The following is a 12,833-nucleotide window of genomic DNA, read 5'->3' on the forward strand; positions in this document are numbered from 1 at the left end:
GCGGTTCCGATCATGGCGGCATATAAGATAGGGAATTTTACATTTGACACAGAAGAGGAATATGCCCGAGGGCTCGAAGATGCGAAGAAAATCGAAAAGATACAGAACACCGTCGATCTCAATGAACCGGAAACCGCTCTACGCCTCTATTGGCTGATCCGAACAGGGAAGATCAAGTTCGGCAGCAAAGTCGGCAAGAAATTTTTTCTGGATATTGCAGATGTCGTGGCAAAATCCGCGGCAAAAAATATAACGCAGGCACAGGCGCCGGAACAACAAGCGGGGGAGGAACCCCGGCAGGTGGCGCAGGACCGCAGCAGAAAGATTCTCGGTGCGGTGTGTGTGACGGCTGCGATTCTATGTTTTGGCTGGTATTTCTGGTCAGATTACACGAATCACCGCGGCAGTCAGGCGAATGAGTATTTGAAGATGCTAAAAGAAAATCCGACAGAAGCCGCAGAGATGGTGGACAATGACACCTTTTTTTCGGAGGATGCACCGGAACTTGCGGCGGGATTAGACCAGACGGAGCGGGAGAACGAACCGCCTCCTCCGGTTCTGCCGGAATATGAAGCCATCGTGGCGCAGCACAGTGATTTTGCCGGATGGATCACCATTGACGGGACGAAGATTGACTATCCGGTCATGCTTACCCCGAATGACGGGGATTATTATCTCAAGCGCAATGTAAACGGGGAGGACGATATCAACGGAACCTTGTTTATGGATCCGAGAACGGATCTGGTGCAGCGCAGCACCAATATTATTATCTACGGACACAACATGAAAAGCGGTGCGATGTTCGGAAGTCTCAAGAAGTATCTGGATGAAGATTACTGGAGGGAGCACGCGCAGATCAGATTTGATACAATTTATGAGAAAGGCACCTATGAAGTGTTTGCCGTCTGTCTGGCAAAGGTGCAGTACCGAAATTCACAGGAATTTCGTTATTATGATTTTATACAGGCGGATTCCGAGGAGGCGTTTAACGACTACCTCGATCATATCATACAACTCTCGGTGTTTACCGGAACAGATCTGCCGGTCTACGGGGACGAGCTATTGACCCTGTCGACCTGTAACAATTTTACAGAAGACGGAAGACTGTTTCTGGTGGCGAAGAAATGCAGGGAAGCAGAGTAAAAGCGTGGGATCGCGCGTGAGGTTTACGGGCGGGCTGCGGCGAAATAAAGGATGATGGGAGAGAGTGCTAATGAAATACCGGATAAAACGAAAAATAGGTTATGTGCTGGTCGTTGCCATGCTTGTGGTGATGATCTATCCCGGAGAGCTCAGTGCAGCGTCCGGTCAGGAGGACGGATTTGTCATAAAAGGGACAACCCTGCAGGGGTATGTCGGAGCGGAGAACGCAGTTGTCATTCCGGATAACATCACGAAAATTGATGACGATGTATTCCTCAATACGACGATCACATCGGTGGAGATCCCGGACAGTGTGACAACCATCGGAGATAACGCATTTGCAGGATGTGAATATCTGACCGAGGTTACGGTTCCGGACAGCGTGACAAAGATCGGAGACAATGTGTTCTACGGCTGTACCAGTCTGGAAAGTGCAACGTGGGAGAGCAAGGAAGGAATCGGCGATGGCACATTTGCAGAGTGTGCGGGACTGACGGACTTAAGTATTTCCAAGGAACTTCCATCGATCGGAAAAGAAGCATTTAAAAATTGTGAGTCCCTCGAGAGTATCGTGATACCCGAGGCGACCAAAACCATTGCGTCGGACGCATTTGACGGATGTGTCAACATGCAGTCCATTGACGTGGAAGAGACGAATACTTACTTTATGTCATACGACAATGCACTCTACACGGCGAACGGGGTTACGTTATACCGCTGCCCGCAGGGGGCGAGAACCATCGAGGTGTATGACGGTACCAAGATGATCGGTGAAAATGCATTTTACGGCTGCAAGCTTGGAAAAGTCACACTTCCGGAGAGCGTGACAACCGTGGAAGATGGTGCGTTTGACGGCAGTGAGATTCAGACACTCTGCCTTGGCAAAGCCTTAGAAACGTTTGGCGAGCAGAATACTTCTTTCAAGATCCACTCGATTGAAGTGCCGGGAAGCGCTCCGGCTGCACCGAAGCTGGTGGAGACGTACGGTGCGATTGTGGTGACGGATTATAAGCCGGACGACACCGAGGATACGGAGAAACCGACCGAGGACACGGAAAAGCCGACGGAAGACACGGAGAAACCGACCGAGGATACAGAAAAGCCGACGGAGGATACGGAGAAGCCGACCGAGGACACGGAAAAACCGGCAGATGACAATAACAACAATAACAACAATAACAACAATAACAACAATAACAACGACAATAATAACAGCGGTAACAACAATAACAGCGGCGACAACAGCAATAACAATAACAGCAGTAATAACAATAGCAGCAATAACAGCAGCAACACGAGCAGTGGTAATAACAGCAGCAGTACGGGCAGCGGAAGCGGCAGCAGCGGAAAGAGTAACGGCACATCATCTGGAAGAGGCAGCAGAAGCGGCAACGGCAGTGGAAGAGGCAGCGGTGCGGTAAAGGGCAGTGCCGGAGCGGCAGGCGCACAGAGCAGCGGTACCGGATCGGCGGCAGCGACGACGGCGGAGACACAGGGAGATGTGCAGCCGACAGCGGCGGAAGTGCCTGCGACGACCAGATTTGCAGAGCAGGGAACCGCATATATCACCGGAAATGAGGAACTGAAGGGCTGGGATGCGATTTACACGCAGATGACGGTGGCGGATCCAGGTTCAACGATCTATATTACCATGAACGGCACCACGGTTGTGCCGAAGGATATTCTGACACTGGCGGCAGATAAGCAGCTGACGCTGGTTCTGGATATGGGAAATGGAATCTCATGGACGATTGACGGAAGCAGCATTGACACAAGCGTTGTAGCAGATACGGATTTTGGCGTGGAACTGGGAACAAGCAATGTGCCGGCGAACCTGCAGAGCACAGTAACCGGAAGCGGATGGTCAACGCAGATGCATCTGGCGCACGACAACCTGTTTGGCCTGACGGCGCAGCTGACCGTAAATGTCGGTGCGGCGAACGCCAATAAGCTGGGCACTTTGTTCTATTATAATGTAGATAATCAGATCCTGGAGTATATGGGACAGTCTGATACAGATGCGGACGGCAATGTGTCATTTTCCTTTGTGCATGCGTGTGATTATGTCATCGTAGTGGATGAGCGTCACTCGGATTCAACGGCGCAGGCAACCTCCGGGTTTGTGATTACACCGGCAGGCGGAAGCCAGGCGGAAAGCCAGCCGGCAGAGACGACGGAAGCGGCGGAGACGGAGCAGCCGGCGGATAATGCGCAGGCGGCGGATGACTCGCAGGTAAAGGATGAGACGCCGAAGACCGGACAGTCGTTAAATCCGAAATATGTTCTGTGCATCGGTGTGATGCTGCTGGGAATCTATATGATTCTGACCAGTGAGAGACAGGAGAAGCAGAGAAAACGGGCAAATGGCTGACCGTTTGGTATAAACATGTAAAAATGTGGAAGAATAGATAGATGGAAGATATCCGTTGGGAGTTTTCCATCTTTTCTTTTTGCATGCAGAACTCTTTTTTACCCACGTATTCCGCGAAATTCAAGGAAATTTTGGAAAAGAACTTGACAAAAAAAGATAGGGTTAATATAATGATTTAGCGTGCATACGTACGCCGAGATCAATTTATGATCTCATACAAATAAAACAGGAGGTGAAAATAATGCCAACATTTAACCAGTTAGTAAGAAAAGGACGTCAGACATCTGTTAAGAAGTCTACAGCACCTGCACTTCAGAGAGGTTACAACTCTTTACAGAAGAAGCCAACCAATACTTCTTCTCCGCAGAAGAGAGGTGTATGTACTGCTGTTAAGACAGCTACTCCTAAGAAACCTAACTCAGCTCTTAGAAAGATCGCCAGAGTACGTCTTTCCAACGGAATCGAGGTTACAAGCTATATCCCGGGTGAGGGACATAACTTACAGGAGCACAGCGTTGTTCTGATCCGTGGTGGTCGTGTTAAGGATTTACCAGGTACAAGATATCACATTATCCGTGGTACACTTGATACTGCCGGTGTCGCTAACAGAAAGCAGGCTCGTTCCAAGTACGGCGCTAAGAGACCAAAGGCTGCAAAATAGTAGCGTAGAGTTACTGTAATTCAGCGAACCAATAGTATCACATGGTAAGTGTTGGAATTGTTTCACACAGAGATATATTTCCGCACGAACACGAAGAGGCAGATACCTGCCACTACATTGTGAGTACCGTTGAATTAATCGAAATGAAGTCCTCCGGATCCAGAGACTGGAGACCGGGCAATGCAGACAGAGTTCTGTATAGTAAATTATGATTAAGGAGGGAAGAACCGTGCCACGTAAAGGACATACTCAGAAAAGAGACGTATTAGCAGATCCAATGTACAATAACAAAGTGGTTACCAAGCTTGTCAATAACATCATGTTAGACGGTAAGAAGGGTGTAGCACAGAAGATTGTATACGGAGCTTTCAAGAGAGTAGAGGAGAAGGCTGAGAAGCCGGCTCTCGAGGTATTTGAAGAGGCCATGAACAATGTTATGCCAGTTCTTGAGGTAAAGGCAAGACGTATCGGTGGTGCTACTTATCAGGTGCCGATCGAGGTCAGACCAGACCGTCGTCAGGCTTTAGCACTTCGCTGGTTGACAACATACTCCCGTAACCGCGGTGAGAAGACCATGGAAGAGAGACTTGCTAATGAGATCTTAGATGCAGCTAACAACACAGGTGCATCCGTTAAGAAGAAAGAAGATATGCACAAAATGGCAGAGGCAAACAAAGCGTTTGCTCACTACCGTTTCTAATTTAGGGAGGAAATACCTTGGCTGGAAGAGAATATCCATTAGAGAGAACCAGAAACATTGGTATTATGGCTCATATCGATGCGGGTAAGACCACATTGACCGAGCGTATTCTGTACTATACCGGTGTTAACTATAAGATTGGTGATACTCACGAGGGTACTGCTACCATGGACTGGATGGAGCAGGAGCAGGAGAGAGGTATCACCATTACATCAGCCGCTACGACCTGCCATTGGACTCTGGAAGAGTTCACAAAGCCGAAGCCGGGTGCTCTGGAGCATCGTATCAACATCATTGATACCCCAGGACACGTTGACTTTACGGTTGAGGTAGAGCGTTCACTCCGTGTACTGGACGGCGCTGTCGGCGTCTTCTGTGCAAAGGGTGGTGTTGAGCCTCAGTCAGAGAATGTATGGCGTCAGGCTGATACCTACAACGTACCGCGTATGGCATTCATCAACAAGATGGATATCTTAGGTGCGAACTTCTACGGCGCTGTTGATCAGATCCGTACAAGATTAGGTAAGAACGCAATCGTTCTTCAGCTGCCGATCGGCAAGGAAGATGATTTCAAGGGAATCATCGACCTGTTCGAGATGAAGGCATATATCTACAACGACGATAAGGGTGATGATATCACCGTTACCGATGATCTTGGAGATATGAAGGACGACGCAGAGCTTTACCGCAGCGAGCTGGTAGAGAAGATCTGCGAGCTGGACGATGACCTTATGATGATGTACCTCGAGGGTGAAGAGCCATCCGTTGAGGAGATGAAGAAGGTCTTAAGAAAAGCTACCTGTGAGTGTACTGCAGTACCTGTATGCTGCGGATCTGCTTACAGAAACAAGGGAGTGCAGAAGCTGATCGATGCAATCATCGAGTACATGCCGGCTCCGACCGACATCCCGCCTATCAAGGGTGTTGACTTAGATGGCAATGAGGTAGTAAGACACTCTTCCGATGAAGAGCCGTTCTCCGCACTTGCATTTAAGATCATGGCTGACCCGTTTGTAGGAAAGCTTGCATTCTTCCGTGTATATTCCGGTACAATGAACTCCGGTTCTTATGTACTGAACGCAACAAAAGACAAAAAAGAGCGTGTTGGACGTATCTTACAGATGCATGCCAACAAGCGTCAGGAGCTGGAGAAAGTATACTCCGGAGATATCGCTGCAGCCGTTGGATTCAAGTTCACAACGACAGGTGATACCATCTGTGATGAGCAGCATCCGGTAATCTTAGAGTCCATGGAGTTCCCGGAGCCGGTTATCGAGCTCGCAATCGAGCCGAAGACCAAGGCTGGACAGGGTAAGATGGGTGAGGCTCTTGCAAAACTTGCAGAAGAGGATCCTACATTCCGTGCTCATACAGATCAGGAAACTGGTCAGACAATCATCGCTGGTATGGGTGAACTCCACCTGGAGATCATCGTAGACCGTCTGCTTCGTGAGTTCAAGGTTGAGGCGAACGTTGGTGCACCTCAGGTTGCTTACAAAGAGACATTTACAAAGCCGGTTGATGTTGAATACAAATATGCAAAGCAGTCCGGTGGACGTGGTCAGTACGGACACTGTAAAGTGAAGTTTGACCCGATGGATCCGAACGGTGAAGAGACATTCAAGTTTGAGTCTACCGTAGTCGGCGGTGCGATTCCGAAGGAGTACATCCCGGCAATCGGCGAAGGTATCGAGGAAGCTGCTCAGGCAGGTATCCTTGGTGGATTCCCGGTACTCGGTGTTCATGCGAACGTATACGATGGATCTTACCATGAGGTCGATTCCTCCGAGATGGCATTCCACATTGCCGGATCTATGGCATTCAAGGAAGCTATGCACAAGGCAAACCCGGTATTACTCGAGCCGATCATGAAGGTTGAGGTTACAATGCCTGAGGAGTACATGGGTGATGTTATCGGTGATATCAACTCCCGTCGTGGACGTATCGAGGGTATGGATGATATCGGCGGCGGTAAGCTTGTAAAGGCATATGTACCGCTTGCAGAGATGTTCGGTTATTCTACAGACCTGCGTTCTAAGACACAGGGTCGTGGTAACTACTCGATGTTCTTCGAGAAGTACGAGCAGGTACCGAAGAGTGTACAGGAGAAGGTATTGGCTGACAAGTCCAAATAAGCTTTCCGTATGCAGTTTGTAAAAATCCCGGATTTTCCCATAAACAGGGGAAATCCGGTAAGAAATAGCTTGAAAAACCGCTGATTATTTTATATAATCAGAGTTAGCCGAGTTATTCTTATATAATAACTATAGCCCGCAAGGGGCATCATTTTAAGGAGGATATTCAAAATGGCAAAAGCTAAGTTTGAAAGAACAAAACCACATTGTAATATCGGTACCATTGGACACGTTGACCATGGTAAAACAACTTTAACAGCAGCTATCTCCAAAGTATTAGCTGCAAGAGTTGCTGGTAACACAGCTACAGATTTCGAGAACATCGATAAGGCTCCGGAAGAGAGAGAGCGTGGTATCACAATTTCTACCGCTCACATCGAGTACGAGACAGAGAAGAGACATTACGCACACGTTGACTGCCCAGGTCATGCTGACTATGTAAAGAACATGATCACTGGTGCTGCTCAGATGGATGGTGCTATCCTCGTAGTAGCTGCTACCGATGGTGTTATGGCTCAGACAAAAGAGCACATCTTACTTTCCCGTCAGGTAGGTGTACCTTACATCGTTGTTTTCTTAAACAAGTGCGATATGGTAGACGATCCGGAGCTCATCGAGTTAGTAGAGATGGAAGTTACCGAGCAGCTTGAGGAGTACGGCTTCGAGGGATGCCCGATCATCCAGGGTTCTGCTCTTAAGGCTCTTGAGGATCCAATGGGCGAGTGGGGCGACAAGATCATGGAACTCATGGATACAGTTGATGAGTACATTCCGGATCCGCAGCGTGACACAGATAAGCCATTCCTTATGCCAGTCGAGGACGTATTCACAATCACAGGTCGTGGTACAGTTGCTACCGGACGTGTTGAGAGAGGTACATTACATCTGAATGATAACCTTGAGATCCTTGGTGTTAAGGATGATGTTCAGACAACCGTTGTAACCGGTATCGAGATGTTCCGTAAGCAGTTAGACGAGGCTCAGGCTGGTGATAACATCGGTGCATTACTTCGTGGTATCAACCGTGACCAGATCGTTCGTGGACAGGTTCTTGCTAAGCCGGGTACTGTTACCTGCCATCACAAGTTCACAGCTCAGGTTTACGTTCTGACAAAGGACGAGGGTGGTCGTCATACTCCGTTCTTCAACAACTATCGTCCGCAGTTCTACTTCAGAACAACAGACGTAACAGGTGTTTGCAACCTTCCGGCTGGTACAGAGATGTGCATGCCTGGTGATAACATCGAGATGACTATCGAGTTAATTCACCCGGTAGCTATGGAGCAGGGTCTTACATTTGCTATCCGTGAGGGTGGACGTACTGTAGGATCAGGCCGTGTTGCTACAATCATCGAGTAATTAAATATTATTCAGTAAATTTAAGACTCCCAGGGTTTTCCTTGGGAGCCTTTTTTGCATTAAAGTGGGAAACTGTAGCTGCCGGGATCTGGATCGGCGGTTGCAGGAGAAGGAAACTGTAGTTGCCTGAGTTGAGGATAACCGGTCATGAAACCGAGAGACCGAGGGCAAGAGGCACTCGACGGAGCGTAGAATCCGCACAAATTCACCATATTCTACGCTGCGTGTGTGTGAAAGCCGTGGGAGCGGGAACATAATGAGACCAGAAAGGAGGAAGACATGGATCAGATTAAGACAGGAAAATTTATTGCAGATGAGAGAAAGAAAAAGGGTTACACGCAGAGACAGCTGGCAGAGCAGCTGGGAATCAGTGATAAGACGATCTCAAAATGGGAGCGCGGAAATGGTTTCCCGGAGATTTCACTGCTGCTGCCGTTATGTAACGAATTGGATCTATCTGTAAACGAATTGCTGACAGGAGAACGGATTTCCGAGACAGAGTATCGGGAGAAAGCGGAGGAGAATATGGTGAATTTAGTGAAAGAAGCACAGGAAAGCAAGAAGAAAATTATTTTATCCGGAATGGTATCGGCGCTTGTGATTATTGCAGCTACGCCAATGTTTGTGGTAGCGGGAGCTTTTCCGATGGAGGACTGGATGCAGATTGCGCTGATTGCAGTTGGCATAGTTGTCATTGTGATCGGCATTGCGATTGCATGCATTCTTGATCGTGATGCAGGAGCTTATGAGTGCCCGGAGTGTAAGACGCGGTTTGTGCCTGAGATGGGTGCTTATGTTATGGGACCGCACACGCTGACCAGGAGGAAGCTGGTATGCCCGCATTGCGGAGCGCACCGATACTGTAAAAAGGTGTTGACGAGATAAAAAATATATCTGAAAATATAGGTAGAAACCCAAAGAAGGTATGCCTATGATTACATTAAACGATTATCTCTACTCCGGAGACACCGTCTTAAAAATTTTGAAAAAATACACCGAAGACCTGCGGCAGTCCGCAGCGCAGACCGGGAATGAAGTGGATGTCAGGCACTGTGAATTTCTGTCGCAGATTATGGAATTGCTCGAGCACAATGATTTCCTGACGGCACAGTCGCAGAAGATCCGGGAATTTTATAAATATATGGCGCGGGAATATCCCTACCTGTCCTTCACGTTCAAAGGAAGGATCAAGTCTTTGATCCGTGCGGAGGCGAAGTTCAACGGTTATGTGGTGGAGTACATCTATGACTACTATACGAAGAACGGAACGTATCCGCCAGTGCCGGAATTGCAGGAACGCTTGAACTGCTTCCGGGATCTGATCGCGTACCGGATTGTCATCTCGATGCCGAAGTGCCATCTTAAGAATCCAGACGACGGAGAGCGGGAGGAGATCCGTTATCTGTATGAGATTGCCAATGTGCTTAAGGGATTTCTGGAGGAGCGCGGGTTTACGGCGGAGCCCGCCGGAGGTGTGAAGGAGAGCGACTCCCCGCTGCTTTCGGATGCGGTGCGCCCGTATTACCGCGATTATATCGCGCATGTGGACCCGGACGGCTACCGCTCCCTGCATATTACGTTTTTTGATAACAGCGCGAAGTGCTACATGGAGATGCAGCTTCGGACGAAGCGGATGGACGATATTGCAGAGATCGGACCCGCCAATCATCTGGGGTATGAGAAAAAGCAGGAGAGCGACCGGGCGAGAAGGGACGCCATCCCCGAGGGGGAATGTGTCTACTTTGATGAAGCCTACGAGCGCTGCCGGAGACTGCACGAACTCGAGCTTGCAAAGCTGGACGTCAATATGTTTGCGGCAATCGACAACAGCCTCATCAATGACGGGTGCGGGCTGTACCGCGGCCGGCTGATTCTTCCGTATGAGCACCTGTCGCGTTTTCAGAATGATCTGATTGACTAGGAGAAGGCACCGACCGTTTTTTCTGTATTTATGTGAAAGATTCTGTGGCGGATGATTGACGAATGGAGTCAGGCAGAGTATGATAGAAAGATAGGAATGTGTACACATTCTATCAGAGAACACAGGAATAAGGGGAAAAGAACATGGGGACAAAACAGTATGAGAGGATCTTTCAGATTCTGGGTGCTGTGCTGCTCGCCGCAGTGGTTGTGGGAGTGATCGCTGTATGTTTTGGCAACGGAGCGAGGAGCGGAGTCAAGAGAGAGATCGGAGCGTCCGACTATTATTCGCAGGAGGAGATCAGTGCGGCGATGGATACCGCGCAGGAGTATTTCGACGATCATTTTCCGGGATGTGTGATGACGGCTTTCTGGTACGATGAGGAGAGCGTGCAGGAAGCGGAGTCGGAATGGGCAGATCAGTATCAGGCAGATCAGGCAATTGTTCTTCTGTCAGATTTTCAGACGGACAAGCACGGCGGAGACGGAAGCCTCAATCCAAACGAAATTTATCAGGACTGGCAGTGGGTGCTGGTGCGCTCCGGAAACGGTGACTGGACATTGAAGACATGCGGGTATTAACCTGCATGTCTTTTTTTTATTCATAGGAAATTACATCCTATGAATGAAAAAGCCCTCCGGGCAGGATCGCACTGCGTCGGAGTGGAATTATGTCGCTAGAGCAACCCGCCGCAGGCGGAGAATCCTGCAAAGCAGGATTCTTTCTTGTTTCATAGGAAATACCATGATACATTCATGTGCGAAAGTAGAACCTTCCTATGAAATAAAAAACGCTCCGAGAGGATGCGCAGCTCGCGGTAAGGAAAATATCGCTTTGCGAACCGCTCGCGCGCGGAGAATCTCGCAAGCGAGATTCATTTCATTAGGTTACTTTCCGGTAACCGGGCACAAAAAAGGTGCGTACTTTACACGGCAGGAGGCGTATCTTGCCGGGATGACAATGGAAAAAGGAATCACGGAACTTGACGGACGCTCGATCTGCATTGACGGCGACATCGGCGAAGTGCCGGCGCAGCTGTAGGGAACTGTTATTTTTTCCCGTAGAGAATGCCCATGCCGCTGATCATCCAGGGTGTGCGCACGTAGGCGGGGACAAAATCCAGTGTTTTTTCCAGATTTCCGATGTAGTGGATCTCGGAAATGCCTTCCTTTTTCAGCTCTTCCACAAAGGCATCCATGTCGCCGTAGAGGCTTTTCTGGGCGAAGAGATCCTGGAAGGAAAAAACTCCGCCGCGCTTTACGATGCGCAGTGCCTCCCGCACGACATCACGCTTGTCTCTGGCGGAGTGGACTTCATGGAAGACAAAGTTGCTGACGGCGGCGTCAAACGTCTCGTCGGCATAGTTCAGGTGTGCCGCATCGCCTTTCTCAAAATGGATGCGGGAAGCGACGCCCTCGATTGCCGCATTTTTTTCACACTGCTCTTTGGCGTAGTTCCACTGTGCGCCCCAGTAATCCATGCCGGTGAGCGCTGCGTCCGGGAATGCCTTGGCACAGCGGATGGTGAGCGGGGCAGCGCCGCAGCCGATGTCGAGAAGCGTGCCGTGTCCGTCCCAGTTGAGATGGGCGACCAGATGTGCGTGAACCTTTGCCATCATATCGCCTTTTCCAAAGGCAAAGCATTCGTGGCACGCATACATATAGATGCCGAAGGCGAGCAGAACGGCGCAGAGAATGGCGCAGATGACCGCGAGGGGCGTGTTTGAGAAAGCAAGACCTGCCAGCAGTGCAAGCACCAGAAAGAGGGCGGCGCCGCCGAAGGTCAGATACAAGAGTTTTTCAGGTACCCAGTTTCCGTAGTTTGGTTTTTGATTCATTGTGTTTTCCTCCTCGATAACAAATATTTTTTTTGTTATGTTTTATAAAAGAAAATGCCCACCGGATTAACGGTGAGCATCATTCTCTTCCTTTAAATATTGTATTAAACTCAGGGTGCCGGCGTCGGCGTGGATGCCGATCGCTCTGGCTAAAAACAGTCTTTCTTTCATTGTGTAGTCTCCATGAACTAATTCCAGATACCCGTGCAGGCGCATGGACGCAAGAATCCGGATCAGTTCCGGATCCGGTTCGGCGCCAAGATACTTTCTGTAATAACGGCGGAAAGATTCCTGCATCATCGCGGCTGCTTCCTCATGAAAATGTTCATAGCAGCTGCCGGCGGATTTCTCCATCAGGATAATACATTCCTCGCGGTGTGCAGAGAGATACCGGATGATCTGGATCTCATTGTCGTCTGCAGTCTCGGGATGTTCCTCCTCCATCCGGGCAAGCCCGGAAAGGAGCTCTCTGGAATCTGCGATGAAGGGATCTAAGATGGCGCGAAGCAGCGCTTCCTTGCTCGCAAAAGAAAAGTAAAAGGCGCCGGTTGTCACGCCGGAAGCTTTGCAGATCGAGCGGAGGTTCGCCTTCGCATATCCCTTTTCCAGAAATTCCCGTTTTCCGCAGGAAAGTAATTTCTTTTCGGTTAATTTTTTTCGGTCTTCTTCCATAACAACTGTTATGTTAGTACAAACTAACTTGGAT

At 49.2% G+C, this 12,833-nt stretch carries 12 protein-coding genes; 10 read left to right on the forward strand and 2 right to left on the reverse strand.

Annotated features, from left to right (window positions below; all coding sequences use genetic code 11):
* The first annotated feature begins 12 nt into the window (after nt 1-12).
* The 10 genes from RHOM_RS16440 to RHOM_RS17265 all read left to right on the forward strand — a co-directional run bounded on the left by RHOM_RS16440 (nt 13) and on the right by RHOM_RS17265 (nt 11,331).
* Nucleotides 13-1,143, forward strand: coding sequence for a class B sortase (locus RHOM_RS16440; protein WP_014078420.1), 1,131 nt, complete (start codon nt 13-15; stop codon nt 1,141-1,143).
* Between the two features lie 70 nt (nt 1,144-1,213).
* The gene (locus RHOM_RS01015; RefSeq protein WP_014078421.1) at nt 1,214-3,514 is read left to right on the forward strand and encodes a leucine-rich repeat protein; all 2,301 of its coding nucleotides are present in this window, start codon (nt 1,214-1,216) and stop codon (nt 3,512-3,514) included.
* Between the two features lie 241 nt (nt 3,515-3,755).
* Nucleotides 3,756-4,175 (forward strand): 30S ribosomal protein S12, encoded by a 420-nt coding sequence (gene rpsL / locus RHOM_RS01020; protein ID WP_014078423.1) that lies wholly within the window; start codon nt 3,756-3,758, stop codon nt 4,173-4,175.
* Between the two features lie 229 nt (nt 4,176-4,404).
* Nucleotides 4,405-4,875 (forward strand): 30S ribosomal protein S7, encoded by a 471-nt coding sequence (gene rpsG, locus RHOM_RS01025; protein WP_014078425.1) that lies wholly within the window; start codon nt 4,405-4,407, stop codon nt 4,873-4,875.
* A gap of 17 nt (nt 4,876-4,892) precedes the next feature.
* A complete protein-coding gene (gene fusA / locus RHOM_RS01030; RefSeq protein WP_014078426.1) occupies nt 4,893-7,010 on the forward strand; it encodes an elongation factor G in 2,118 nt (705 codons plus the stop codon).
* A gap of 171 nt (nt 7,011-7,181) precedes the next feature.
* Complete coding sequence (gene tuf / locus RHOM_RS01035) at nt 7,182-8,369, forward strand: elongation factor Tu (RefSeq protein WP_014078427.1); 1,188 nt, start codon at nt 7,182-7,184, stop codon at nt 8,367-8,369.
* Between the two features lie 279 nt (nt 8,370-8,648).
* Complete coding sequence (locus RHOM_RS01040) at nt 8,649-9,254, forward strand: helix-turn-helix domain-containing protein (protein WP_014078428.1); 606 nt, start codon at nt 8,649-8,651, stop codon at nt 9,252-9,254.
* A gap of 46 nt (nt 9,255-9,300) precedes the next feature.
* Nucleotides 9,301-10,290 carry a nucleotidyltransferase family protein gene (locus RHOM_RS01045; RefSeq protein ID WP_014078429.1) on the forward strand — a complete coding sequence of 330 codons (990 nt, stop codon included), beginning with the start codon at nt 9,301-9,303 and terminating at the stop codon, nt 10,288-10,290.
* Nucleotides 10,291-10,433: 143 nt separating this feature from the next.
* The gene (locus RHOM_RS01050) at nt 10,434-10,871 is read left to right on the forward strand and encodes a hypothetical protein (RefSeq protein ID WP_014078430.1); all 438 of its coding nucleotides are present in this window, start codon (nt 10,434-10,436) and stop codon (nt 10,869-10,871) included.
* A gap of 163 nt (nt 10,872-11,034) precedes the next feature.
* On the forward strand, nt 11,035-11,331 hold the full coding sequence (locus tag RHOM_RS17265; protein ID WP_143761636.1) for a hypothetical protein: 297 nt from the start codon (nt 11,035-11,037) through the stop codon (nt 11,329-11,331).
* Between the two features lie 7 nt (nt 11,332-11,338).
* Here the strand turns inward: RHOM_RS17265 and RHOM_RS01055 are convergent, their stop codons facing one another.
* Together RHOM_RS01055 and RHOM_RS01060 are read right to left on the reverse strand one after the other, a co-directional pair.
* The gene (locus tag RHOM_RS01055) at nt 11,339-12,127 is read right to left on the reverse strand and encodes a class I SAM-dependent methyltransferase (RefSeq protein WP_014078431.1); all 789 of its coding nucleotides are present in this window, start codon (nt 12,125-12,127) and stop codon (nt 11,339-11,341) included.
* A gap of 66 nt (nt 12,128-12,193) precedes the next feature.
* On the reverse strand, nt 12,194-12,799 hold the full coding sequence (locus tag RHOM_RS01060) for a TetR/AcrR family transcriptional regulator (protein ID WP_014078432.1): 606 nt from the start codon (nt 12,797-12,799) through the stop codon (nt 12,194-12,196).
* Nucleotides 12,800-12,833: the final 34 nt, after the last annotated feature.

Origin of the sequence: Roseburia hominis A2-183 (assembly GCF_000225345.1) — a bacterium.
In the GTDB taxonomy this organism is placed as follows: Bacteria; Bacillota; Clostridia; order Lachnospirales; family Lachnospiraceae; genus Roseburia; species Roseburia hominis.